Here is a 24,339-nt window from a genome sequence, read left to right as displayed (position 1 = left end):
CGAGGAATGGGGCGGGGAACGGCCATGATGGGACCAGCACACTCACTGTCGGGCGCCGCCGCCTGGCTCGGCGTCGGTGCGGCCGCGGCCGCCGCCGGGCAGCCGATGCCCTGGCCGGTCCTCCTCGTCGGTGCCCTGATCTGCGCCGGAGCCGCCCTCGCCCCGGACCTGGACCACAAGGCGGCCACCATCTCCCGGTCCTTCGGGCCGCTGTCGCGCTGGCTGTGCGAGATCGTCGACAAGCTGTCGTACGCCGTCTACAAGGCCACGAAGAAGCAGGGCGACCCGCGCCGCTCCGGCGGGCACCGCACCCTCACGCACACCTGGCTGTGGGCGGTGCTGATCGGCGCCGGCACCTCGGTCGTGGCGATCAGCAGCGACCGCTGGGGCGTCCTCGCGATCCTCTTCGTGCACCTGGTCCTGGCCATCGAGGGCCTGCTGTGGCGGGCGACCCGCGGCTCCAGCGCCGACGTCCTGGTCTGGCTGCTGGCCGCGACCACGGCGTGGATCCTCGCGGGCATCCTGGACCAGCCGGGCAACGGCGCGGACTGGCTGTTCACGGCGCCGGGCCAGGAGTACCTGTGGCTGGGCCTGCCGGTGGTGCTGGGCGCGATCGTGCACGACATCGGGGACGCGCTGACCGTCTCCGGCTGCCCGATCCTGTGGCCCATCCCGGTCGGGCGGAAGCGCTGGTACCCGGTCGGGCCGCCGAAGGCCATGCGGTTCCGGGCGGGCAGCTGGGTCGAGCTCAGGGTGCTGATGCCGGCGTTCATGCTGCTCGGCGGGGTGGGCTGCGCGGCGGCGCTCAACGTCATCTGAGCGCGCCCGCTCACGGGCCTCAGCCGCCGCCGTACCGCCGCTCGAACGCCGCGACCCGGCCCTCCGAGTCCACCGTGCGGGCCTTGCCCGTGTAGAAGGGGTGGCTCTCCGATGAGATCTCCACGTCCACGACCGGGTAGGTCTCGCCGTCGTCCCACTCGATGGTCTGGTCGCTGGTCGCGGTGGACCGGGTGAGGAACGCGTACCCGGCGGCGCGGTCGCGGAAGACGACGGGGTGGTAGTCGGGGTGCTTGTCCTGCTGCATGGATGCTCCTCGGACGGCTCGGGTCGGCTCGGTCGGTGCTGTGATCAGCCGGGCAGGGTGTCCTCGTCGACGATGTGCACGGCGGCCTCCTCGGCCGACGCGGCCGCGCCGTCGATGCCCACGTCCATGGCGACCAGCGCGGGCTCCTCGTCCTCGTGCGTGCCCTCGTCGGGCGCCACCAGGCGGCCGGAGCGGGCGGCGCCCACCTCGTTGTCGAGGAGTTCCCCGTCGGTGCCCTGGCAGTCCCCGAGGCCGTCCCCGTCGGGCGCGACGGGGTCCGGCAGCTCCTCGGAGAGCCGCTGGTCCAGCGTCTCGCCCCGCAGCCGCTCGGCCGCCGTCACGCCGAGGTGCTCGACGGCCCAGGGCCGCTCGGGAGGGGACCAGCCCCGGTCCAGGGGATCGTCGACGCCGTCGTACTCCAGGGTGTCCTCGGCGTCGAGCAGCCCCGTGTCCTCCCTCTGCTCGTCTTGGTCCGGCTGGTAGACGTCGTCGCCCCAGCCGTCGGAGCTGTTCACGGGTACCTCCAGGGGGTGGGGACGAGCCCGTCACCACGGGGCCCGCGCCGGGCCGCCGCCGTACGGAACACTGGCGCCGCCCGTCGCCGAACCGCGTGGTTCCCGGGCGTTCCCCGAGCCGGTGCCTGCTTCCAGCCTTCCACCGAGCCTCGCCACCGCGCAACGCCAGGGCAGGGCCGCGCGCCCCGGTGGTACCCGGGGCCCGCTCCGGCCCAGCCCCACCGGCGGCCCCGCCTGCCTGCGACCGGCCTGCCTGCCTGCGACCGGCCCACCGGCGGCCCGGCCTGCCCGCTGCCCGCCCCAGCCGTGGCCCGCCCTCCCTGAGGCCCGGCCTCATCACCGGCACGAGACCGGGCCCCGCCCGGCACGCGTCCCTACCCCCGGGACTCACTCACCCGTGCCACGACCTCCACAACGCCGCGTACGCCCCGTCCGCCGCGACCAGCTCCTGGTGGCTGCCCAGCTCGCTGATCCGTCCGTTCTCGACCACGGCGATGACGTCCGCGTCGTGCGCGGTGTGCAGCCGGTGGGCGATGGCGACGACCGTGCGGCCGTCCAGGACCCGGGCCAGGGAGCGCTCCAGGTGACGGGCGGCGCGTGGGTCGAGCAGGGACGTCGCCTCGTCCAGGACGAGCGTGTGCGGGTCGGCCAGCACCAGGCGGGCCAGCGCGATCTGCTGGGCCTGCGCCGGGGTGAGCGCCAGCCCGCCCGAGCCGACCTCCGTGTCCAGGCCGTCGTCGAGCGCCCGGGCCCAGCCGTCCGCGTCGACCGCGCCCAGCGCCGCCCACAGCTCGGCGTCGTCGGCACCCGTCCGGGCCAGCAGGAGGTTGTCGCGCAGGGACCCCACGAAGACGTGGTGCTCCTGGTTGACCAGCGCCACGTGCTCGCGGACGCGTTCGGCGGGCATCCGGGACAGCTCGGCGCTGCCCAGGGTGATCCGGCCGTCCCGGGGCGCGTAGATCCCGGCGAGCAGCCGGCCCAGCGTGGACTTGCCCGCCCCCGAGGGACCGACCAGCGCCAGCCGGGTGCCGGGGGCGACCTCCAGGGACACCTTGCGCAGGACGTCCACGTCCTCCAGGTAGCCGAAGTGCACCCGGTCGGCGTGCACATGGCGCCCGTCGGGGACCAGCTCGGCGTCACCGTCGACCGGCTCGATGTCCCGGACCCCGACGAGCCGGGCCAGGGACACCTGCGCCACCTGCAGCTCGTCGTACCAGCGCAGGATCATGCCCACCGGGTCGACGAGCATCTGGGCGATCAGCGCGCCGGTCGTGAGCTGCCCGACGTCGATCCACCCGTGCAGGGCGAACACGCCGCCGATCATCAGGACGGAGGCGAGCACGGTCACGTGCGTGGTGTTGATGACCGGGAAGAGCACCGACCGCAGCCAGAGCGTGTACCGCTCCCAGGCGGTCCACTCCCGGATGCGGCGCTCCGACAGGGCGATGCGGCGCTCGGCGAGGCGGTGGGCCTCGACGGTGCGCCCGGCGTCCACCGTCTCGGCGAGCGCGGCGGCCACGGCGGCGTACCCGGCGGACTCCGAGCGGTACGCGGAGGGCGCCCGCCGGAAGTACCAGCGGCAGCCGACGATCAGCAGCGGCAGGGCGAGCAGCACGGCGAGCGCCAGCGGCGGCGCCGTGACGACCAGCCCGCCCATCAGCAGGACCACCCACACCACGCCGATGGACAGCTGCGGCACGGCCTCGCGCATCGCGTTGCCCAGCCGGTCGATGTCCGTGGTGATCCGGGACAGCAGATCGCCGGTCCCGGCCCGCTCCAGCACGCCGGGCGGCAGCCCGACCGACCGGACGAGGAAGTCCTCGCGCAGGTCGGCCAGCATCCGCTCGCCCAGCATCGCGCCGCGCAGCCGCACCTGACGGACGAACAGGGCCTGGACGGCCAGCGCGGCCAGGAACAGCCCCGCGGTGAGCTCCAGCCGCAGCTCCCGTGCCCCGTCGGACACCCGCTCCACCAGTCCGCCCAGCAGCCACGGACCGGCCATCGAGGCGATGACGGCGACCGTGTTGACGGCGACCAGCAGCAGGAACGCCCGGCTGTGCCGGCGCAGCAGTTCGGCCACGTAGGCGCGGACGGTCGCGGGGGCCCCCACCGGCAGGGTGTTCGCCGTCGTCGGGGCCGCCGGGTCGTACGCCGGTGGCGCTACGCCGATCATGCCTTCTCCTCGATCTCTTCCAGTTCCTGCAGGACGTCCTTCAGGGCGACGGAACCGCTCAGCGCGGCCTCGTCGTCCGTCTCGCGCGTGACCACCGCCCGGTAACGGGGCTCGGAGTGCACCAGTTCCCGGTGGGTACCGACCGCGACGACCTCGCCCTCGTGCAGGAACACGACCCGGTCGGACCGGTCCAGCAGCAGCGGGGAGGAGGTGAACACCACGGTCGTGCGCCCCGCGCGCAACTCCCGTACGCCCTGGGCGATCCGGGCCTCGGTGTGCGAGTCGACGGCCGAGGTCGGCTCGTCCAGGACGAGCACCTCCGGGTCCGCGAGCAGCGACCGGGCGAGCGCGAGCCGCTGCCGCTGACCGCCGGACAGGGACCGGCCGCGCTCGGTGATCCGGGCGTCCATGGGGTCGGTCGCGCCCAGCGACCCCTGCACCAGCGCCGCCAGCACGTCCTCGCACTGCGCCGCCGCCAGCGCCGCGCGCGGCTCCACGTCACCCGACGCGGGCACGTCGAGCAGGTCGCGCAACGTGCCCGACAGCAGGACCGGGTCCTTGTCCTGGACGAGGACGGCCGTACGGGCGCTGTCCAGCGGGAGTTCGTCGAGCGGCACTCCGCCCAGCAGCACCGAGGTGCCCTCCTGCGAGGGGTGCCCGCCCAGCCGTTCGGCCAGCCGGCCCGCCGCGTCCGGGTCGCCGCACACCACGGCGGTCAGCCGGCCGGCCGGTGCGAGCAGCCCGGACTCCGGGTCGTAGAGGTCTCCGGAGGGGACGCCGGCCGTGCGCGACCCCGCGGTGTCCGTGGCCCGCTCCAGCGCCAGCACACCTGCGGCCCGCGTCGCGGACGGCCGGGAGAAGGAGTACGCCATGGCGATCTCCTCGAAGTGCCGCAGCGGATAGGTGAGGACCATCACCGAGCTGTAGACGGTGACCAGTTCACCGACGGTGATCCGGCCCTGGCGCGCCAGGTGCACGCCGTACCAGACGACCGCGATGAGCAGCAGTCCCGGCAGCAGGACCTGGATCGCGGTGATCAGGGACCACATCCGGGCGCTGCGCACGGCCGCGTGCCGGACCTCCTGGGAGGCGCGCCGGTAGCGTTCGAGGAAGAGTTCCTCGCCGCCGATGCCGCGCAGCACGCGCAGTCCGGCGACGGTGTCGGAGGCGAGTTCGGTGGCGCGTCCGGCCTTCTCGCGCTGGACGTCGGCGCGCCGGGTGGCGCGGGGCAGCAGCGGCAGCACGGCGAGTGCCAGCACGGGCAGGCCCACGGCGACGACCACGCCGAGCGCCGGCTGGTAGACGAGCAGGCCGGCACAGACCAGCACGACGGTGACCACGGCCGCGGTGAACCGGGACAGGGCCTCCACGAACCAGCCGATCTTCTCCACGTCACCCGTGGAGACCGCCACCACTTCACCGGCCGCGACCCGCCGGGTCAGCGCCGAGCCCAACTGGGCGGCCTTGCGGGCGAGGAGCTGCTGGACGCGGGCGGCTGCCGTGATCCAGTTGGTGACGGCGGAGCGGTGCAGGAAGGTGTCGCCGACCGCGTTGCCGGCGCAGGCCAGTGCCAGCAGCCCGCCCGCCAGGGCCAGTCGCGAGCCGGAGCGGTCGACCACGGCCTGCACGGCGACACCGACGCAGAACGGCAGCGCGGCGACGGAGGCGAAGTGCAGCAGCCCCCAGGCCAGCGACTTGAGCTGACCGCCCAGTTGGTTCCGGAAGAGCCACCACAGGAATCGGGGACCCGATCGCGTGTCTGGCACGCCCGGGTCGGGATACGGAAGGTCTTGAATCTGCATGACGTCCCAGTGGCTCGTGTCAGGGGATGGGGGTGAGGACCGAGGGCAGCAAACCGTGACAGGTTCGCGTCGCCACGTGGTCGGAGGCAACCGGTTTTCCGTCCACCGGCCGGAACCGGCCGACACGGGTGGGAACAGGGCTGCCCCGGCGGGCCGGTGCTCATTGCGCGGGCGGCGGACTCCCCGTAGAACACCGCCCATGAAGAGACGGATCGTCATGTCCATGCTTGCCGGGGCGACCCTCCTGGCGAGCACCCTCCTCGGCGCCGGTCCCGCCCGGGCGGCCGACGTCCCGGCCGAGTTCGGCACCGACTGGCACGACCCGGTCACGGCCGCCCCGCCCGTCGAGCGGCCGTCCGGAAAGTCCTGCGAAGTCACCCTCGCCCGGGCGCGGTTCCGCGACTTCACCCCCTACCGCGGCACCTACACCCCGCCCGACGGCTGCGGCGACCGCTGGAGCAAGGTGGTGCTGCGGCTCGACGGCAAGGTCAAGGGCCGCCAGTACGACCGGCTCGGCTACCTCCACGTCGGCGGGGTGGAGATCTTCCGCACCTCCACGCCGCAGCCCTCGCCCGACGGCATCGAGTGGTCGGTGGAGAAGGACGTCACGCGCTACGGCGACACCTTCCGGAAGAGCCGGGACGTCGAGATGCTCATCGGGAACGTCGTCGACGACACCTACACGGGCGTCCTCGACGTCACGGTCACGCTGACGTTCTACCCGGGCCGCCCCGACGCCGCGAGCCCCGACCGGGTCCTCACCCTCGACGGCGGCACGACCCTCACCACCCCGCGCAACAGCGAACGCATCGTCGCCGAGGTGTACGCCACCGGCTCCGGCGGCGGTTGCGAGGAGTACTGGTACCTCACGGTGCCCGATCCGGCGCCGTACTCCTGCAAGGCCGGCCAGGGCGGCCCCTACCGCGAGGTGCAGATCCGCGTGGACGGCCGACTCGCGGGCATCGCCACGCCGTTCCCGACCGTGTGGACCGGCGGCTGGTCCAACCCGTTCCTCTGGTACGTGATCCCGGGCCCCCGCGCCTTCGACATCAAGCCGATCACCTACGACCTCACTCCCTTCGCCGGCCTCCTCAACGACGGCCGCCCGCACCGCGTCGAGGTGTCGGTCGTCGGCGTGCCCGAGGGGCAGACCGGCTGGAGCGCGCCCGTGAACGTCCTGGTCTGGCAGGACGAACGGCGCGCGCGGGTCACCGGCGCCCTCACCGTGCACAAGGCCGGCCACCTGGCCAACTCCTCTGTATACACTCCGGGTTCCGGGCACCGGGTGGACACCGAGGGCGCGCACCGGCTGACCGTCGCCGGATACGTCGACACCTCGCACGGCCGCGTCACCACCACCGTCAGCCGCTCTCTCGCCCACACCTCCGAACACCGCTGGACCGACGGCGAGACGAGCGACGGGCTGACGGCCACCTGGACCGACGACGAGTCGGTGACCGTCGACGGCCGCGGCACCCGCACGCACCGCACCTACACGATGGACGGCACGACCACGCTCGGCGCGGGCGACCGGCTGCGCACGGTCCTGACCCTCGGCGACCGCGCCACCACCGCCGTCCTGCGCGACGGCCGGCGCACGGCGTGGTCACGCCTCGACGACACCTACACGGGCGACGCCACCTACACGGCGGGCGTCCCGCGCGACCAACGGCACGCGGTCGGCACCACCAGCGAGCGGTACCGGCTCCACGGCTCCCACGGCTGCTACGACCGCACGCTGACCACCACGCAGGGGGTGCTCACGACGGACCGCAGACGCTGCTGAGGCGACCCGTGTGACGCGTGTGATGTGCGCCACTCAAGGTGCTTTTACATGGCTGAAACGTTGCGGTCTTGTGCGCGATCAAGACAACCTCCACAGTGATCGGTCACGGAAGCCGCTTTCCGTATCGCAGAAGTCCCCTCCGGCTTCTGTGTAGTCCGTCCCCCAAGGAGGCCCCGTGCCACCGTCCGTACCGTCCCTGCCGCGACGCGTCGCACGCACGCTGCGTACCTCACTGTTCGCGCAGGTCCTCTGCGCGCTCGTCCTCGGAATCGTCGTCGGGAAGCTGTGGCCGGACACGGCCACGGCTCTCCAGCCGCTCGGCGACGGTTTCACCCGGCTCATCAAGACGGTGATCTCGCCCCTGGTGTTCTGCGTGGTCGTCGTCGGCATCGCCAAGGCCGGTGACCTGAAGGCGTTCGGCCGGATCGGGGTCAAGGCCCTGATCTGGTTCGAGGTCGCCTCCACGGCCGCCCTGGTCATCGGCCTCGTCGCCGCCAACCTCGTCGGCCCCGGCAAGGGCATGAACGTCGACCCCTCGTCGCTGGACGCCGCCGCGGTGAACGAGACCACGGGCGGCGGCCATCTGCCCTCGACGACCGAGTTCGTCCTGAACGCGCTGCCGCAGAGCTTCATCGGCGCCTTCGCCGACAACGAACTCCTCCAGGTGCTCATCCTGGCCTGTCTGGTGGGCGCCGCCCTGCTCCACCTCGGGCACACCAAGGTGCCGAAGATCCTGCCCGCGATCGAGCAGGCCCAGGAGATCATCTTCGCGGTCGTCGGCTTCGTCATGCGGCTGGCCCCGCTCGCGGTGTTCGGCGCCATGGCCCACCTGGTCGGCAACTACGGCCTGGGCGTGATGACGAAGTACGCCAAGCTCATCGTGCTCTGCTACGTCGCGGCGGCGCTGTTCATCGCGCTGCTCGCCGTCGCCCTGCGGATGGTGACCGGGCTCAGCCTGTGGAAGTTCCTGCGCTACATCCGCGAGGAGATGCTGCTGGCGCTCGGCACCGCCTCCACCGAGTCCGTCATGCCGCGCGTGATGCAGAAGCTGCGCCGGGCCGGCGCCCGCGACGACGCCGTGGGCCTGGTGCTGCCCACCGGTTACTCGTTCAACCTCGACGGCGCCTCGCTCTACCTGTCCATCGGCACGCTGTTCATCGCCCAGGCGGTGGGCGTGGACCTGACCCTGGGACAGCAGGTCACCGTGGTCCTGGTGCTGATGCTGACCAGCAAGGGCATGGCGGGCATCCCCGGCTCGGCGTTCCTCGCCCTGGCCGCGACCGCCTCGTCCCTGGGCGCCATTCCGGCCGGAGCCGTCGCCCTGCTCCTCGGCGTGGACCGCATCATGGACTCGATGCGGGTCGTCACGAACCTGCTGGGCAACTGCGTGGCCGTCTTCGCGGTGTCCCGCTGGGAGGGGGCGCTCGACATCGAGCGGGCGAAGAAGACGCTCGACGGCGAGGAGACGGACCCGCCTCAGGGCGGCGACGGCGACAGCGACGACACCCGGGCGGTCGAGCCGACGACGGCCGCGACCCCGGCGCCGGGCATCCCCGCCCAGAAGCCCAAGGAGCCCGCTCCCGAGGTCGGCTGACCGAAACCGAACGGGCCGCGGCCACCGCTCCGGCAGAGGGAGCGGCGGCCGCGGCCCGTCGTGTGGGTGGAGGCGTCCTGAGCCCGGGGCATCAGCAGGAACGCACCGGCGTCCCGTCGATCAGTGTGTCCAGCAGCCCCCCGAGCGCCGCGCGCTGATCCTCCGTCAGGGGCGCGAGGATCTCCTCCGCGGCCGACCTGCGCGCCGCCCGCAGCTCGCGCAGCGCGCCCCGGCCGTCGTCCGTGAGCTCGATGCGGATCACGCGCCGGTTCGCCGGATCCGGCACCCGCCGCACCTTGCCGCTCGCCTCCAGGGCGTCGACCAGCGTCGTCACGGCCCGGGGCACCACCTCCAGGCGCTCGGCCAGATCCGCCATGCGCGGTGGCGAGCCCCAGTGCGCCAGGGTGCGCAGCAGCCGGGACTGCGCCGGCGTGATGCCCAGCTCGCGCTGCTCCAGATGGCGCTTCTGGATGCGGTGCACCCGGCGGGTGAGCCGGAGCAACTGCTCGGCGAGCAGGCCGTCGGGATCGGGGGTGGTCATGCGGGAACAATATCAGGATGCAGTTCATTGTGAGTATAGGTAACAATGAGCTGTGATCCGGCCCGCCGCACCCCCTCGAAGGAGCCCATGCACCCCGACCACGAAGCGTCCTGGACCCCACCCGCCGAGGCGACGGAACAGCCCCGGCAGGTCCGCCGCATTCTCCGGCTCTTCCGCCCGTACCGGGGCCGGCTCGCCGTCGTCGGCCTGCTGGTCGGCGCCTCCTCGCTGGTCTCGGTCGCCACGCCCTTCCTGCTGAAGGAGATCCTCGACGTCGCGATCCCCGAGGGGCGCACGGGCCTGCTCAGCCTGCTCGCCCTGGGCATGATCCTCAGCGCCGTCCTCACCAGCGTCTTCGGCGTGCTGCAGACCCTCATCTCCACGACGGTCGGCCAGCGCGTCATGCACGACCTGCGCACCGCGGTCTACGGCCGGCTCCAGCGCATGTCCCTCGCCTTCTTCACGCGCACGCGCACGGGCGAGGTGCAGTCCCGCATCGCCAACGACATCGGCGGCATGCAGGCCACCGTCACCTCCACCGCCACCTCGCTCGTCTCCAACGCCACCAGCGTGATCGCCACGATCGTCGCGATGATCGCCCTCGACTGGCGCCTGACCGTCGTCTCCCTGCTGCTGCTCCCGGTGTTCGTGTGGATCAGCCGCCGCGTCGGCAACGAACGGCGGAAGATCACCACCCAGCGCCAGAAGCAGATGGCCGCCATGGCCGCCACGGTCACCGAGTCGCTCTCCGTCAGCGGCATCCTGCTCGGCCGCACGATGGGCCGCTCCGACTCGCTGACGAAGTCCTTCGCCGACGAGTCCGAGGAACTCGTCGACCTGGAGGTGCGGTCCAACATGGCCGGCCGCTGGCGCATGGCCGTCATCACGATCGTCATGGCCGCCCTGCCCGCCGTCATCTACTGGACCGCCGGCATGGCCCTCCAACTGGGCGGCCCCGAGGTCTCCATCGGCACGATCGTCGCGTTCGTCTCGCTCCAGCAGGGCCTGTTCCGCCCCGCCGTGAGCCTGCTGTCGACCGGTGTGCAGATCCAGACCTCGCTCGCCCTCTTCCAGCGCATCTTCGAGTACCTCGACCTGCCGATCGACATCACCGAACGCCCTGACCCGGTCCGCCTCGACCGGATCAAGGGCGAGGTCCGCTTCGAGAACGTCTCCTTCGGCTACGACGACGAGGGCGGCCCCGTCCTCGACGGCATCGACCTCACCGTCCCGGCCGGCGGCAGCCTCGCCGTCGTCGGACCCACCGGCGCCGGCAAGTCCACGCTCGGCTACCTGGTGCCCCGCCTGTACGACGTCACCGGCGGCCGCGTCACCCTCGACGGGGTCGACGTCCGCGACCTCGACTTCGACACCCTGGCCCGCGCGGTCGGCGTCGTCTCGCAGGAGACGTACCTCTTCCACGCCTCCGTCGCCGACAACCTGCGCTTCGCCAAGCCCGACGCCACCGACGAGGAACTGCACCAGGCGGCGAAGGCGGCGCAGATCCACGACCACATCGCGTCCCTGCCCGACGGCTACGACACCGTCGTCGGCGAGCGCGGCCACCGCTTCTCCGGCGGTGAGAAGCAGCGCCTGGCCATCGCCCGCACGATCCTGCGCGACCCGCCGGTCCTCATCCTCGACGAGGCCACCAGCGCGCTGGACACCCGGACCGAGGCCGCGGTCCAGGACGCGATCGACGCGCTGTCGGCGAACCGCACCACCCTGACCATCGCCCACCGGCTCTCCACGGTGCGGGGCGCCGACCAGATCGTGGTCCTCGACGCGGGGCGCGCGGTCGAACGCGGCACGCACGAGGAACTCCTGGAGCGGGACGGCCGGTACGCGGCGCTCGTACGCCGGGACGCCCAACTGGAACCGACAAGATGAAAATATGCCGGGTTTATGGCGATATGCGGGTTACCGTGCCCGCATGCAGAAGAACACTCCGCCACGGAGCACGATTCGACTGACGCGCCGCGGCCGCATCGCCCTCGTCGCGACCGGGGCCGTCGTGGTCGGTACCGCGGTGGCGGTGCCGCTGCTGACCCTGGCGCCCGAGGAGGACGGCCGGCCCACGACCCTGGTGATCCCCGAGGGCTGGCGCGCGAGCCAGGTCTACGCCGCCGTCGACAAGGCCCTCGCCCTGCCCGCCGGCAGCACGAAGAAGTCCCTCGCGAAGGCCGCCCTGAAGCTGCCGAACGACGCCGAGGGCAACCCCGAGGGCTACCTCTTCCCGGCGACCTATCCACTCCAGGAGAAGGTCACGCCGGAAAAGCTCCTGGCGCTGATGGTCGACACGGCGAACGAGAAGTTCAACGGCGCGCCCATCGCCGCCGGGGCGCAGCGCAACGCCATGAACGTCTACCAGGCCGTCACCATCGCGAGCATCGTCCAGGCGGAGGCGGCCACCCGCGCCGACATGGGCAAGGTGGCCCGGGTGATCTTCAACCGCCTGGAGCGCGGCATGCCGCTGCAGATGGACTCCACCCTCAACTACGCGCTGAACCGCTCCACGCTCCGCACGACGGCCGGCGACACGCGCCTCGACAGCCCCTACAACTCGTACCAGCGCATGGGACTCCCGCCCACGCCCATCGACAACCCCGGCGAGGAGGCGATGCGCGCCGCCGTCAACCCGCCCCCGGGAGACTGGCTGTACTTCGTCACGGTCAAGCCGGGCGACACCCGCTTCACCGCGGACTACCGCGAACACACCCGCAACGTCGCGGAGTTCAACGCCCACCGCAAGAGCACGGCGGAACGTCCCTGAGATTCATGCCGCGGCCGGTTCCCGTTCCAGCAACCGCCTGATGTCGCGGACGGCCGCCCGGCCCGCGCGGTTCGCGCCGATCGTGCTGGCCGAGGGGCCGTAGCCGACGAGGTGGACGCGGGGGTCGGCGGCCGCGTGCGTGCCCTCCATGCGGATGCCGCCGCCGGGGCCGCGCAGCCGCAGCGGGGCGAGGTGGTCGATGGCGGCCCGGAACCCGGTGGCCCACAGGATCACGTCGGCGTCGACGCGCCGGCCGTCGTTCCACTCGACCCCGTCCGGGGTGATCCGGTCGAACATCGGCTGCCGGTCGAGCACCCCGTCCTCGATGCCCTGCCGGATCGCGTCGTCGAGCGGCAGCCCCGTCACCGAGACCACGCTGCGGGGCGGCAGCCCCTGCCGTACCCGCTCCTCGACGAGCGCGACGGCCGCCCGGCGCGCGTTCTCGTCGAAGGGCCCTTCCCGGAAGACGGGCGGGCGCCGGGTCACCCATGTCGTGGCCGCCGCGTACGAGGCGATCTCCAGCAGGTGCTGGGTGCCCGAGGCGCCGCCGCCCACCACCACGACCCGCTGCCCGGCGAACTCCTCGGGCCCGGGGTACTGCGCGGTGTGCAACTGCCGCCCCCGGAAGGTCTCCTGGCCGGGATAGCGCGGCCAGAACGGCCGGTCCCAGGTGCCGGTCGCGTTGATCAGCGCCCGCGTCGACCACACGCCGTCCGAGGTCTCCACCAGCAGCCGCCCGCCGGCCCCCTCGCGCACGGCCCGGACGTCGACGGGCCGCCGCACCCGCAGGCCGAAGGTCCGCTCGTACCGGTCGAAGTACTCGCTGATCACCTCGGCGGACGGCCGCGCCGGGTCCGCGTCCGTCAGCTCCATCCCGGGCAGCGCGTGCATGCCGTGCACCTTGCCGTACGTCAGCGACGGCCAGCGGAACTGCCAGGCGCCGCCGGGCCCGGGGGAGTGGTCCAGCACGACGAAGTCGCGGTCCGGCTCGAAACCGGATCGCCGCAGGTGATAGGCGCCGGCCAGACCGGCCTGACCAGCGCCTATGACGACTACCTCGACCTCGCGTGTGTTGTTCACGCTTCTACCAACAGTGCGGCGGCCGTGGATCTTCCCGCGCTACGAGCCCTCCGAGGGCCGTGCCGCCGAGGTCGACGGCGGCAGGTCGCCGTTGAACCGGGTGTCGGTGAACTCGGCGAAGTCGACCTTGCGCGGGATGAGCTTCAGCGCCGTGAACGTGTCGGCGATCTCCTGCTCGGAGGCGATCAGCGGCTTGTCGACGGCGACCGCGATCCGGGTCGTGTACGTGCGCCTGACCGCAGCCAGCGCCACGTCCTCGGGGAGCCCGGTGTCCTTCGCCCAGACCTCGGCCCACTCCTTCTCGTGGTCGTACACCCAGGTGTAGGCGCGCCGCAGCCGCTCCAGGTAGTCCTTGACGGCGGCGGCCTTCCTCTTGTCCTTCAGGGCGGCCGGGGCGGCGACCTGGAAGGTGAGCCCGTTGGTCACGCCCTCCCCGTCGGTGAGGACCCGGCCCTGCCTGGCCTTGAGTATCTGCGAGGTGTACGGGTCCCACACCGCCCACGCGTCGACCTTGCCGGAGGTGAACGCGGCGAGCGCGTCGGCCGGCTGGAGGTACTTGACCTTGATGTCGCTCAGCTTCAGCCCGGCCTTCTTCAGGGACGCGACCAGCTGGAAGTGGGCGGAGGAGCCCTGGGCGACGGCGACCGACCTGCCCTTGAGCTGCTCGGGGCTCTTCAGGGGCGAGCCGTTCGGGACGAGGATGGTGTCGCCCTTGGACGTGCCGTGCCAGGCGGCCACGACCTTGATCTTCGAGCCCGCCCCGGCCGCGAAGACCGGCGGGGTGTTGCCGACGCCGCCGATGTCGACGGCCCCCGCGTTGACCGCCTCCAGCAGGGGCGGCCCCGAGGTGAACGTCGACCATTTGATCTTGTAGTCCAGGTTCTTCAGCTCCCCGGCGGCCCGCAGAATGGCCTCCGAACCGCCCTTCTGATCACCGACGTCGATCGTGACGGAGCCCTTGCCGTCGGTGCCGCCGTCCGACGTGCTGGCGGCCGAGTTCCCGCCGCAGGCGGTGAGCAGCAGGGCGAGGGGGAGGAGCAGGGCGGCGGGGACGAGGCGTCGTCGCATGATGGCGGTTCCGTTCGCTGTAGAGGGAGGAGAAGGGGAGTTCAAGCGGCTTCGGCGGCCGTCGCCTCGACGCCCAGGCGTTCGAGGAGCCCGGCGCGCAGGGCGGCGAAGCGCGGGTCGGTGATGTCGCGGGGGCGGTCCAGGTCGACGCGCTGCTCGTGGGCGATGACGCCGCCGTCCATCACCAGGACGCGGTCGGCGAGCAGCACGGCCTCCTCCACGTCATGGGTGACGAGGAGCACCGCGCAGCCCCGGCGCTGCCACAACTCGCCCACGAGCCGCTGGGCCTTGATGCGGGTGAGCGCGTCGAGCGCGCCGAACGGCTCGTCGAGCAGCAGCAGATCGGGCTCGCGCACCAACGCCCGGGCGAGGGAGGCGCGTTGGGCCTCGCCGCCGGAGAGGGTCTTGGGCCAGGCGTCCGTGCGGTGGCCGAGGCCGACCTCGTCCAGGGCCTGCTCGGCGACGGCGCGTGCGGGCTTGCCGGGCAGGCCCAGCAGGACGTTGCGCCACACCTTCTTCCACGGCATCAGCCGCGGTGCCTGGAAGGCGACGGCCTTGCGGCGCGGCACCAGTACGGTGCCCTCGATGTCGCGGTCCAGCCCGGCGAGGATGCGCAGCAGCGTCGACTTGCCGCAGCCGCTGCGGCCGAGCAGGGCCACGAACTCGCCCGGCCGGACGTCCAGTCGCAGGTCGTCGATGACGGCGCGCCCGTCGAAGGAGCGGGTGAGCCCCTCGACGTGGACCGCCTGGGGGGTCACCGGCCGGTGAACGTCGGTCGCCATTGCAGCAGCACCTTTTCGAGAGAGCGGACGATGAAGTCGGCGAGCAGGCCGAGGAAGGCGTAGACGACCAGGCAGACCACGATCACGTCGGTCCGCAGGAAGTCCCGCGCCTGCACCATCAGGAACCCGATGCCGGAGTCGGCGTTGACCTGCTCGGCGAAGACCAGCGCGAGCCAGGCGATGCCGAGCGAGTAGCGCAGGCCGGTCATGGCGTTCGGCAGCGCGCCCGGCAGGACGACATGCCGGACGAGCCCCCAGCGCGACAGCCCGAGGGACTCCCCGGCCTCGATCAACTGGGCGTCCACGCCCCGGATCCCGGCGTAGACGTTGAGGTAGAGCGGGAAGGTCACGCCGAGCGTGATGATGGCGACCTTGGGGGCCTCGCCGATGCCGAACCAGATGATGAACAGCGGGATGAGACCCACGAACGGCACGGTCCGCAGCATCTGCACGGGCGCGTCGACGAGGTCCTCGCCGATCCGGAACAGGCCCGAGACCAGGGCGAGTCCGATGCCGACGAGCAGACCGAGCAGCAGCCCGGCGGCGACCCGCCGGAGCGAGGTGCCCATGGCCGCGGGCAGTGAGCCGTCGGCCACCATGTCCCCGGCGACCCGGGCGATCCGGCCGGGCGAGGCCAGCACGTCAGGGGGCAACGCCCCGGTGCTGCTGAGGAGTTGCCACAGCGCGAGCAGCAGGACCGGGCCGGTGGTGCGCCGCAGCCAGCGGGGCACACGGGCGCGGCGGGAGGAGGCGGGCACCAGGGGCTGGAGATCGAGATCCGCACCCGATATAAGCGAAATATCGGGTGTCGATGATGGGGGCGGGGCATGGCTGATGCTCATGGGGGCTCCACGTAAGAGCGAGGGCCGGGGTGAGGGCACACCTCACCCGCGCCGCGCCACGCCGACGGGCTCAGAGCCGGTCAGCGGGCAGGCGCGACGAGGGCGAGGAAGGGAAAAACGAAGGAGAAGAGGGAGAAGGGCGTCAGCAGCCGCGGCGACACGCGGCGGAGGCCACCCGCAGCAGGTCGATGTGACCGCGCGTGGTGAGCAGGGCTGAACGCAACATGCGCCAGAACCTAGCCAGTCGGCATGCGCACGGTCAACGGGCGTCTCGTCCAGTGGACTCCGGTATCAGTACACGGTCGGGCGCGTCCCGGTGGAACCCGGCGCGTGCGTCAGGATGGAGGGCATGTCAGATGCCTTCACCACCCGAGTCCTGAACATCACCACCGGTTCCACGGAGAGGGTCGTCGACATCACCGGCGACTGCGAGTCCTTCCTGCGCGAGGCGGCCGCCGGCCGCGACGGCCTGCTCAACGTCTTCGTCCCGCACGCCACGGCCGGGATCGCCGTTCTCGAGACCGGCGCCGGCAGCGACGACGACCTGCTGGCCGCGCTGCACACGCTGCTGCCCGCCGACGACCGCTGGCAGCACCGGCACGGCAGCCCCGGCCACGGCCGCGACCACGTCCTGCCGGCGCTCGTGCCGCCCCACGCGACCCTGCCGGTGCTGGGCGGTCGCCTGGAGCTCGGGACGTGGCAGTCGGTGTGCCTGGTGGACACCAACAAGGACAACCCGGATCGCAAGGTGCGGCTGAGTTTCCTGGGCTGAGCGCGGTCCGCCCGGCCCGGCCCGGCCGGCCGCCGGGCCCCGGGCGCTCCGGCATGCCGTGACGCATGCCCGTAATGCCCGTATCCTCATCAATGCAAGATTCTCCTCCGAAAAGCGGGAATTCTTCCGAGTAGCGGATGGTCACGGGCACAAGTGAGGCGGAGCGTGGTTCGGTCCGGCGAGGAACCCCAGCCGGCGGGTCGTGCGACTGAGGGCACGGGGCCCGCCCGCCTTCGCGAGCGGTTCCTCCAGGGCGAGCCGGTCGAGGAGGGCGTGCGGGGATCCATCCTGGACTCGTGGCGGCGCTGCCGGTCCCTGGGCCTGTCGCCGGACCAGTCCGACCTGCCCTACCGGGACGACTTCGACCCGGGCGGCCGCATCGTCCGCGCGGCCGTGCCCGTGCTGGACCGGCTGCAGGCCACGTTCGCCGGCAGCCAGGTCAACATCTCGGTCGCCGACGCGAACGGAACGGTCCTGCTGCGCCGCTTCGGGGACCCGTCGATGGCCAGGCGCCTGCCGGCGATCCAGGTCGCCCCCGGTTTCGTCTTCTCGGAGCAGGTCGCCGGCACCAACGGCATCGGCCTGGCCCTCGCCGAGCGGCAGCTCATCCGCGTCTACGGCGCCGAACACTTCGCGGAGCGCTCCCAGCAGAACGCCTGTGTCGCGCTGCCCGTCCGTGACCCGCTCAGCGGGCGCATCGAGGGCGTCCTGTGCTTCGGCTACCCGCGCGGCTTCGAGCAGCCCGGGCTGGGCGTCACCATCCGCAGGGCGGCCGAGGTCATCGAGCGGCGGCTGCTGGGGCAGAGTTCCGCGCACGAGCGTGCCCTGCTGCGGGCGTACGCGGCCAGCGGGGCGGGAGCCGCCGGGCTGCGCCGGGGCGTCGCGAGGGACGCGCCCGTGGACGCGCTCCCCCCGCGTGACCGGGAGATCCTGTTGGAGAAGGCCGCCGAGCTGATCTCCCGCGCGCAGCGGGCCGCCGTCGACGTGGCCCTGCCCGACGGCCGCCTGGTGACGCTCGTGAGCCGTCCGATGACGAGTGCCTCCGGGGTGCGGGGCTTCGCCGTGGAGGCCGTGCTGCCCGGCTCCCCGGCGGGAGCGCCTCTCGTCCTGCCCCATCAGCTGGACACCGTGCCGGACCTGGCCGCCCTCGCGACCACCCCACTGCCCGCCCGCCCGTCGCTCACCCTGCCGCCCGGACACCTGGCCACCGAACCCGGTCCGGTGGTCACGGCCGTCGGGGAGCGGGGACCAGCCGAGCCGGGCGACGGCTCCGGGGCCGACAGGGGCCGGGGCGCCGCCGGGTCTGGGGAGTCCGCGACAGTCGGCCCGGGTGGGGGCATCCCCGAGCCGGACCGGACCGTCGCCCCCGACGGGGACGGAACGGCCGACCCGGGTGAGGCCGTCATCCCGGACGGACCGGGCGGGCGCATCCCCGAGCCGGACCGGACCGTCGCCCCCGACGGGGACGGAACGGCCGACCCGGGTGAGGCCGTCATCCCGGACGGACCGGGCGGGCGCATCCCCGAGCCGGACCGGACCGTCGCCCCGACGGGGACGGAACGGCCGACCCGGGTGAGGCCGTCATCCCGGACGGACCGGGCGGGCGCATCCCCGAGCCGGACCGGACCGTCGCCCCCGACGGGGACGGAACCGCCGAGCCGGACGAGGCCGTCGCCGCCGACGGCGGCGGGCGCCCCGCCCGGTCGAAGCGGACCATCGGCGCCGGGGCCGACACGGGCACCGCCCAACCCGGTGACGCCCTCACCCCCGTCGGAGGCCTGGGTGTGGGGGAGGAGCGCTCCGGGTCGTCGTTCCCGGCCAGGGGGCTGCTGATGGTGGGGGAGCCGCACGTCGGGGCCTACGCCCTGGCCGCGCGCCGGCGCCTGGAGCTGCTGTCCGAGGCCAGCGCCCGCATCGGCACCACCCTGGACGTCCGCCGCACCGCCGAGGAACTGGCCGAGACGGCCGTCCCGCGTCTCGCCGACTTCGTCACCATCGACCTGCCCGACGCCGTCCTGCGCGGCGAGGAGTCCGCCGACCCCCTCGCCGACCTGCGCCGCACGGTCGTCCACGGCGTCCGCGAGGGCCTGCCCTTCACCCCGCCCGGCAAGCGCATGGACTTCGGCCCGACCGCGCCGCAGCTGCGCTGCCTGACCAGCGGCGAGGCGGTGCTGGAGCCGGACCTGGAGGCCGCCGCGGGCTGGCTCGCCCAGGACCCCGAGCACACCGCGCGCCTGCTGTCCCACGTCCACTCCCTCATCGCGGTCCCCCTGCTCGCCCGCGGGGTCGTCCTGGGCATCGCCAGCTTCTACCGCGCCGGGGGCTCCTTCGGGGACGACGACCGCTCACTGGCCCAGGAACTCGCCACCCGCGCCGCCCTCTCCATCGACAACGCCCGGCGCTACACCCACGAACGCACCATGGTCCTGGCCCTCCAGCGCCGCCTCCTCCCGCACGGCCTGCCCGACCAGGACGCCGTCGAGGTCGCCCACCGCTACCTGCCCGCCGAATCGGACGTGGGCGGCGACTGGTACGACGTCATCCCCCTCTCCGGCGCCCGCGTCGGGCTCCTCGTCGGCGACGTCGTCGGCCACGGCATGCTCTCCGCGGCCACCATGGGCCGGCTGCGCACGGCCGCGCGCAGCTTCGCCGAGCTGGACTTCCCCCCGGACGAGGTCCTCACCCACCTGGACAACCTCGTCGGACGCCTGGACCGGGAGGACCCGGACGGCAAGGGCGCCGGCGTCATCGGCGCGACCTGCCTGTACGCCGTCTACGACCCGGCCGCGCAGCAGTGTCTGATGGCCCGGGCCGGGCACCCGCCGCCCGCGCTCGTCCACCCCGACGGCACCGTGACCTACCCCGACCTGCCGGCCGGGCCCCCGCTCGGCCTCGGCGGGCTGCCCTTCGACGCCGGGGAGGTCGACCTCCCCGAGGGCAGCCAGCTGGTGCTCTACACCGACGGCCTCATCGAGGACCGGCACCGCGACGTCGACGTCGTCCTGGAGCAGCTGCGCACGGCCCTGGCACACCCCGAGCGCGCCCCGGAGGAGACCTGCCAGGCGGTCCTGGACACCGTGGCGCCCGCCCACCCGCACGACGACATCGCCCTGCTCGTCGCCCGCGTCCACGCCCTCGACCCCGACCGGATCGCCACCTGGGAGCTGTCCGCCGACCCGGCGCTCGTCGGCGAGGTCCGGGCCTCCGCCATACGGCGCCTGACCGACTGGGGGCTCGACGAGACCGCGTTCGCCGCGGAGCTGATCCTCAGCGAGCTGATCACCAACGCCGTGCGGCACGGGGCCGCCCCCATCCGGGTGCGGCTGCTGTACGGCCGCACCCTGATCTGCGAGGTCTCCGACACCAGCAACACCGCCCCCCACCTGCGCCGGGCCGCCAGCACCGACGAGGGCGGCCGCGGCCTGTTCCTCGTCGCGCAGCTCTCGCAGAGCTGGGGCACCCGGTACCTTCCCGAGGGCAAGGTCATCTGGGCCGAGTGCGGGCTCGACGCGGCCTGACACATCGACCGCCGCAGCGCAGGCACAGCACGCCTGAAAGATGCCCGAAATGATGTAATTTGTTCGGGTGCGCGACGCTCCCGACACCTCAGCCAAGGCGGCCTCGCCCTTCGGCCCGGAGCCCCTGGTCCGCGTCCGGGGGCTCGGCAAGCGGTTCGGCGGCACCGTCGCGCTGGCCGGGGTCGACCTCGACGTCCACGCCGGCAGCGTCCTCGCCCTCCTCGGGCCCAACGGCGCCGGGAAGTCCACGCTCATCAAGATCCTCGCCGGCGTCCACCAGGCCGACGCGGGACAGATCACGGTCGCCGGACACCCCCTCGGCAGCCACACCGCCTCCCGGAGCATGTCCTTCATCCACCAGGACCTCGGCCTCGTGGACTGGATGACGGTCGCCGAGAACATCGCCCTGACCACCGGCTACGCACGCCGGGCCGGGCTGATCTCCTGGCGGCGCACCCGCGAGCGCTGCGTCGGCGCCCTGCGCATCGTCGCCGGACACCTCGACCCCGAAGCGCCGGTCTCCGCGCTCGCCCCCGCCGACCGCTCGCTGGTCGCGATCGCCCGGGCCCTGGCGGCACGCGCGCGGCTCATCGTCCTCGACGAGCCGACCGCCCGCCTGCCCGCCGCGGACAGCGCCCGGCTCTTCCGCGTCCTGCACGACCTGCGCGACCGCGGCCACGCCGTCCTCTACGTCAGCCACCGCCTGGACGAGGTGTACCAGGTCGCCGACACCTTCGCCGTCCTGCGCGACGGCCGGCTCGTCAGCCACGGCCCGCTCGCCGGCCACAGCCCCGCCCGCCTGGTCCACGACATCGTCGGCGCCGAGGGGGCCCCGGTCGCTCACCGCCCCGCCAGGGCCCCGGCCCACGCGCCGGCCGTCCTGACCCTCGACGGCGTACGCACCGCCCGGACCGCACCGGTCAGCCTGGAACTCGCCGCCGGGGAGGTCCTCGGCCTGGTCGGCCTCTCGGACGCCGGGCACACCGACCTGGGCCGCGCCCTGGCCGGCGCCGGGCCCCTGCTGGGCGGGCGGGCCGTGCTCCACGGACGGCCGTACCGCCCCCGCACGGTCGCGGAGGCCGTCGCCCGCGGTGTCGGCTTCGTGCCCGGCGACCGGCTGCGGGAGGGCTGCCTCGCCGAGCTGACCGTCCGGGAGAACCTCATGGCCAACCCCCGCACGGGAGGCGGACCCGCGCCCCGCTGGATCGGACCGCGCCGCGAACGCGCCCGCGCCGCCGCCCTGATCGACCGCTTCGCGGTGCGCCCCCGCGACAGCGAGACCCCCATCGCCACGCTCTCCGGCGGCAACCAGCAGAAGGTCATGATCGGCCGCTGGCTGCGCGCGGACCTGCGGCTGCTGATCCTCGAGGAGCCGACCGCGGGCGTGGACGTCGGCGCCAAGGCCGCGATCCACCGCCTGCTCCAGCAGGCGCTGGAGGCGGGCCTGGCGGTCCTGCTGCTGTCCACCGACTTCGAGGAGGTCGCGGGCGTGTGCCGGCGCACCCTGGTCTTCGTGCGCGGAGCCGTGACGGCCGAGCTGAGCGGCCCCGCCCTCACCGTCGCCGGACTCACCCGGGCGGCCTCCGCCATGCCCCCGTCCACCGCCGCGCGCCCATGACACCGCCGCCCCGGTCGCAGAGCCGCCCCGGCCGTCCCCGCCGCCCGGGCGGGCACCACGTCGGCGCCTACGGCCTGCTCGTCCTCACCGCCCTGCTCTGGCTGGTCTTCTCCCTCGCCCTGCCGGACACCTTCCCGACCCTGGACACCGTCGACTCGATCCTGTCCAACCAGTCGATCCCGGCCGTCCTGGCCCTCGCCGCCATGGTGCCCATCGTCACCGGCGCGTTCGACCTCTCCATCGGCTACGGCCTCGGCCTCGCCCACGTGATGGTGCTCCAGCTCGTGGTGCACCAGGGCTGGCCCTGGCCGCTCGCCTGCCTCACCGTGCTCGCCGGAGGGCTGGTGGTGGGCGTCCTCAACGGCGTCATCGTCGAGTTCGGCCGGATCGACTCCTTCATCGCGACCCTCGGGACCGGCAGCATGATGTACGCCGTCACCGGCTGGATCACCGACGGCGGCCGGATCGTCCCGGGCCCGCAGGGCCTCCCGCCCGCCTTCACCGACCTCTACGACTCCACGTTCCTCGGCCTGCCGGTCCCCGCCTTCTACGTGCTGGCCCTCGCGGCCGTCCTGTGGCTGGTGCTGGAGCGGCTCCCGCTCGGCCGGTACCTGTACGTCGTCGGGTCCAACCCCCGCGCGGCCGACCTCGTCGGCATCCCGACCCGCACGTACACCGTCTACGCGTTCGCCGCCTCGGGGCTGATCGTCGGCTTCGCCGGGGTGCTGCTCGCCGCCCAGCAGCAGATCGGCAACCCGAGCGTCGGACTCGACTACCTGCTGCCCGCCTTCGTCGGCGCCCTGCTCGGCTCCACGGCGATCCGGCCCGGCCGGCCCAACGCCCTCGGCACCGTCGTCGCCGTCGCCGTGCTCGCCGTCGGCCTCACCGGCATCGCCCAACTGGGCGCCGAGTTCTGGACGGTCCCGCTGTTCCACGGCGGCACGCTGCTCATCGCCGTCGGCCTGGCAGGCTACGCCGCCCGCCGCAGGCTGCGCGGTGGTGCCGCGGCCCGCGACACCCCGGCCGCACCGCCCCCGCCGCCGCCCGCCGCGGCACCGGAGGGCGGTCCCGCCGGCCCGCCCCCCTGAGCCGCCCCGACTTCCTTCCAGGAGCCTCCCGTGCACCGCAACCGCAAGGCCGCCCCCACAGTCCGCACCGCGCGGTTCGCCTGCTGCGCCCTGCTGGCGGCCGCAACCGCCCTCCTCGGCTGCGAACGCGGCTCGTCGGACGGCCCGGACGAGACGGCGACCGGCCGGAACGGCTGTCCCGACGTCCACGCCAGGGCCCAAGACGCCGTCACACGGGCGGAGCGGACGGACATCCCCTGGGGCGGACCCACCAGCGGCCCGGAGGCGGTGTCCGGCAGGACCCTCGTCTACGTCGCCCAGACCATGACCAACCCCGGTGTCGCGGGCGCCGCGAGGGGCGTGCGCGAGGCCGCGCGGGTCATCGGCTGGAGCGTCCGCGTGATCGACGGCGGGGGCACCCCGGCCGGCATCCAGGCCGCCATGAGCGAGGCCGTGGCCCTGCGGCCCTCGGGCATCGTCATCGGCGGGTTCGACCCGAACTCGACGGCACAGCAGGTCGCCCGGGCCACCGCGCAGCGCATTCCGCTCATCGGCTGGCACGCGGTCCCCGAGCCCGGCCCCAGCCGGCAGCCCGAGCTCTTCACCAACGTCACCACCCGCGTCGAGGACGTGGCCCGCATCAGCGCGCAGTGGATCATCTCCGACTCGGACGGGCGCGCCGGGGTCGTGCTCATCACCGACGCCTCGATCCCCTTCGCCAGGAACAAGTCCGACCTGATCAGAAAGGAGCTGACGAGCTGTCAGGGGGTGCGGCTGCTCTCGGTGGAGAACATCCCGATCCCGGACGCGAGCAGCCGCACCCCGCGCGAGATCTCCTCCCTGCTCTCCCGGTTCCAGGACCGGTGGACCCACTCCGTCGCGATCAACGACCTGTACTTCGCCGACGCCGCCCCCGCCTTCCGCGCGGCCGGCGAGAAGGGCTCGGGCCCGCCCTTCAACATCGGCGCCGGTGACGGCGACCCGTCCGCCTTCCAGCGCATCAACAGCGGGCAGTACCAGGCCGCCACCGTGCCCGAGCCGCTGTCCCTCCAGGGCTGGCAGATCGTCGACGAGTTCAACCGCGCCTTCGCGGGCCGCCCCGCCAGCGGGTACGTGGCGCCCGTCCACATCGCCACCGCCGACAACAGCGCCGGCGCCACGACCTGGGACCCCGCGGGCTACCGGGAGGCCTACCGGCGGATCTGGGGGAAGTGACGGCCGCTCAGAGGCCCGATCTCTTCACGGAACATGCACGGAACCTCGGGATCCCTTTAATTTTCAAGCGCTACTCTCACCGTCAGTCGAGTGGCCGCCGGGGCCGGTC

The 24,339-nt window shown here is 73.3% G+C and carries 19 protein-coding genes and 1 pseudogene; 11 read left to right on the top strand and 9 right to left on the bottom strand.

The features are described 5' to 3' along the window. The first annotated feature begins 24 nt into the window (after positions 1-24). Positions 25-819 carry a metal-dependent hydrolase gene (locus C1703_RS04370; RefSeq protein ID WP_114250628.1) on the top strand — a complete coding sequence of 265 codons (795 nt, stop codon included), beginning with the start codon at positions 25-27 and terminating at the stop codon, positions 817-819. Between the two features lie 19 nt (positions 820-838). Here the strand turns inward: C1703_RS04370 and C1703_RS04365 are convergent, their stop codons facing one another. The 4 genes from C1703_RS04365 to C1703_RS04350 form a co-directional block, all read right to left on the bottom strand. Continuing rightward, a complete protein-coding gene (locus C1703_RS04365; RefSeq protein WP_010040933.1) occupies positions 839-1,084 on the bottom strand; it encodes a type B 50S ribosomal protein L31 in 246 nt (81 codons plus the stop codon). Between the two features lie 44 nt (positions 1,085-1,128). Next, positions 1,129-1,599 (bottom strand): DUF5709 domain-containing protein, encoded by a 471-nt coding sequence (locus C1703_RS04360; RefSeq protein ID WP_114250627.1) that lies wholly within the window; start codon positions 1,597-1,599, stop codon positions 1,129-1,131. 391 nt (positions 1,600-1,990) lie between these two features. Continuing rightward, positions 1,991-3,772: an ABC transporter ATP-binding protein gene (locus C1703_RS04355; protein ID WP_114250626.1), complete on the bottom strand. Its 1,782-nt coding sequence runs from the start codon at positions 3,770-3,772 to the stop codon at positions 1,991-1,993. Next, positions 3,769-5,574 carry an ABC transporter ATP-binding protein gene (locus C1703_RS04350; protein WP_114250625.1) on the bottom strand — a complete coding sequence of 602 codons (1,806 nt, stop codon included), beginning with the start codon at positions 5,572-5,574 and terminating at the stop codon, positions 3,769-3,771. Before C1703_RS04350 ends, C1703_RS04355 begins: the two co-directional genes overlap by 4 nt. A gap of 199 nt (positions 5,575-5,773) precedes the next feature. On the opposite strand from C1703_RS04350, the gene C1703_RS04345 reads away from it, so the two are divergent. Together C1703_RS04345 and C1703_RS04340 are read left to right on the top strand one after the other, a co-directional pair. Then, a complete protein-coding gene (locus tag C1703_RS04345; RefSeq protein WP_198678086.1) occupies positions 5,774-7,360 on the top strand; it encodes a peptide-N4-asparagine amidase in 1,587 nt (528 codons plus the stop codon). Positions 7,361-7,535: 175 nt separating this feature from the next. Continuing rightward, positions 7,536-8,954 carry a cation:dicarboxylase symporter family transporter gene (locus C1703_RS04340; protein WP_114250623.1) on the top strand — a complete coding sequence of 473 codons (1,419 nt, stop codon included), beginning with the start codon at positions 7,536-7,538 and terminating at the stop codon, positions 8,952-8,954. Between the two features lie 91 nt (positions 8,955-9,045). Here the strand turns inward: C1703_RS04340 and C1703_RS04335 are convergent, their stop codons facing one another. Next, entirely contained in the window at positions 9,046-9,495 is a 450-nt protein-coding gene (locus tag C1703_RS04335) for a MarR family transcriptional regulator (protein ID WP_114250622.1), read from the bottom strand. Positions 9,496-9,582: 87 nt separating this feature from the next. On the opposite strand from C1703_RS04335, the gene C1703_RS04330 reads away from it, so the two are divergent. Both C1703_RS04330 and mltG read left to right on the top strand, forming a co-directional pair. Further along, positions 9,583-11,385, top strand: coding sequence for an ABC transporter ATP-binding protein (locus tag C1703_RS04330; RefSeq protein WP_114250621.1), 1,803 nt, complete (start codon positions 9,583-9,585; stop codon positions 11,383-11,385). A gap of 43 nt (positions 11,386-11,428) precedes the next feature. Then, positions 11,429-12,268, top strand: a complete 840-nt coding sequence (mltG, locus tag C1703_RS04325; protein ID WP_114250620.1) for an endolytic transglycosylase MltG — start codon at positions 11,429-11,431, stop codon at positions 12,266-12,268. A 3-nt stretch (positions 12,269-12,271) separates the two neighbouring features. Here the strand turns inward: mltG and C1703_RS04320 are convergent, their stop codons facing one another. The 4 genes from C1703_RS04320 to C1703_RS04305 are packed head-to-tail and all read right to left on the bottom strand — an operon-like array spanning position 12,272 to position 16,040. Beyond that, a complete protein-coding gene (locus tag C1703_RS04320) occupies positions 12,272-13,348 on the bottom strand; it encodes an NAD(P)-binding domain-containing protein (RefSeq protein WP_114250619.1) in 1,077 nt (358 codons plus the stop codon). Between the two features lie 39 nt (positions 13,349-13,387). Further along, entirely contained in the window at positions 13,388-14,416 is a 1,029-nt protein-coding gene (locus C1703_RS04315; protein ID WP_114250618.1) for an ABC transporter substrate-binding protein, read from the bottom strand. Between the two features lie 41 nt (positions 14,417-14,457). Continuing rightward, entirely contained in the window at positions 14,458-15,198 is a 741-nt protein-coding gene (locus tag C1703_RS04310; protein ID WP_114250617.1) for an ABC transporter ATP-binding protein, read from the bottom strand. Continuing rightward, positions 15,171-16,040 carry an ABC transporter permease gene (locus C1703_RS04305; protein WP_114250616.1) on the bottom strand — a complete coding sequence of 290 codons (870 nt, stop codon included), beginning with the start codon at positions 16,038-16,040 and terminating at the stop codon, positions 15,171-15,173. The genes C1703_RS04310 and C1703_RS04305 overlap by 28 nt, the downstream gene beginning before the upstream one ends. A gap of 349 nt (positions 16,041-16,389) precedes the next feature. Here C1703_RS04305 and C1703_RS04300 point away from each other — a divergent pair, with 349 nt between their 5' ends. The 6 genes and pseudogenes from C1703_RS04300 to C1703_RS04275 all read left to right on the top strand — a co-directional run bounded on the left by C1703_RS04300 (position 16,390) and on the right by C1703_RS04275 (position 24,230). Next, positions 16,390-16,812, top strand: coding sequence for a secondary thiamine-phosphate synthase enzyme YjbQ (locus C1703_RS04300; protein ID WP_114257291.1), 423 nt, complete (start codon positions 16,390-16,392; stop codon positions 16,810-16,812). A gap of 165 nt (positions 16,813-16,977) precedes the next feature. Beyond that, a pseudogene (locus C1703_RS04295) lies at positions 16,978-17,898 on the top strand (protein phosphatase); the annotation flags it as partial. 698 nt (positions 17,899-18,596) lie between these two features. Beyond that, positions 18,597-20,330 (top strand): SpoIIE family protein phosphatase, encoded by a 1,734-nt coding sequence (locus tag C1703_RS04290; protein ID WP_232840410.1) that lies wholly within the window; start codon positions 18,597-18,599, stop codon positions 20,328-20,330. A gap of 67 nt (positions 20,331-20,397) precedes the next feature. Further along, complete coding sequence (locus C1703_RS04285) at positions 20,398-21,948, top strand: sugar ABC transporter ATP-binding protein (RefSeq protein WP_114250615.1); 1,551 nt, start codon at positions 20,398-20,400, stop codon at positions 21,946-21,948. Continuing rightward, on the top strand, positions 21,945-23,036 hold the full coding sequence (locus tag C1703_RS04280; RefSeq protein ID WP_114250614.1) for an ABC transporter permease: 1,092 nt from the start codon (positions 21,945-21,947) through the stop codon (positions 23,034-23,036). The genes C1703_RS04285 and C1703_RS04280 overlap by 4 nt, the downstream gene beginning before the upstream one ends. A 30-nt stretch (positions 23,037-23,066) precedes the next feature. Further along, positions 23,067-24,230 (top strand): substrate-binding domain-containing protein, encoded by a 1,164-nt coding sequence (locus tag C1703_RS04275; RefSeq protein ID WP_114250613.1) that lies wholly within the window; start codon positions 23,067-23,069, stop codon positions 24,228-24,230. The last annotated feature ends 109 nt before the right edge of the window (positions 24,231-24,339 follow it).

The sequence above is a fragment of the Streptomyces sp. Go-475 genome, assembly GCF_003330845.1.
GTDB lineage: Bacteria > Actinomycetota > Actinomycetes > Streptomycetales > Streptomycetaceae > Streptomyces.
This window is presented reverse-complemented; position numbering and strand designations above follow the sequence as displayed.

What these genes read in the sequence shown, in the direction of transcription:
- C1703_RS04345 (WP_198678086.1), top strand. Translation starts at nt 5,774, where the DNA reads ATGAAGAGACGGATCGTCATGTCCATGCTTGCCGGGGCGACCCTCCTG.
- C1703_RS04300 (WP_114257291.1), top strand. Translation starts at nt 16,390, where the DNA reads ATGTCAGATGCCTTCACCACCCGAGTCCTGAACATCACCACCGGTTCC.
- C1703_RS04370 (WP_114250628.1), top strand. Translation starts at nt 25, where the DNA reads ATGATGGGACCAGCACACTCACTGTCGGGCGCCGCCGCCTGGCTCGGC.
- C1703_RS04350 (WP_114250625.1), bottom strand. Translation starts at nt 5,574, where the DNA reads ATGCAGATTCAAGACCTTCCGTATCCCGACCCGGGCGTGCCAGACACG.
- C1703_RS04310 (WP_114250617.1), bottom strand. Translation starts at nt 15,198, where the DNA reads ATGGCGACCGACGTTCACCGGCCGGTGACCCCCCAGGCGGTCCACGTC.
- C1703_RS04280 (WP_114250614.1), top strand. Translation starts at nt 21,945, where the DNA reads ATGACACCGCCGCCCCGGTCGCAGAGCCGCCCCGGCCGTCCCCGCCGC.
- C1703_RS04365 (WP_010040933.1), bottom strand. Translation starts at nt 1,084, where the DNA reads ATGCAGCAGGACAAGCACCCCGACTACCACCCCGTCGTCTTCCGCGAC.
- C1703_RS04330 (WP_114250621.1), top strand. Translation starts at nt 9,583, where the DNA reads ATGCACCCCGACCACGAAGCGTCCTGGACCCCACCCGCCGAGGCGACG.
- C1703_RS04355 (WP_114250626.1), bottom strand. Translation starts at nt 3,772, where the DNA reads ATGATCGGCGTAGCGCCACCGGCGTACGACCCGGCGGCCCCGACGACG.
- mltG (WP_114250620.1), top strand. Translation starts at nt 11,429, where the DNA reads ATGCAGAAGAACACTCCGCCACGGAGCACGATTCGACTGACGCGCCGC.
- C1703_RS04305 (WP_114250616.1), bottom strand. Translation starts at nt 16,040, where the DNA reads ATGAGCATCAGCCATGCCCCGCCCCCATCATCGACACCCGATATTTCG.
- C1703_RS04315 (WP_114250618.1), bottom strand. Translation starts at nt 14,416, where the DNA reads ATGCGACGACGCCTCGTCCCCGCCGCCCTGCTCCTCCCCCTCGCCCTG.
- C1703_RS04335 (WP_114250622.1), bottom strand. Translation starts at nt 9,495, where the DNA reads ATGACCACCCCCGATCCCGACGGCCTGCTCGCCGAGCAGTTGCTCCGG.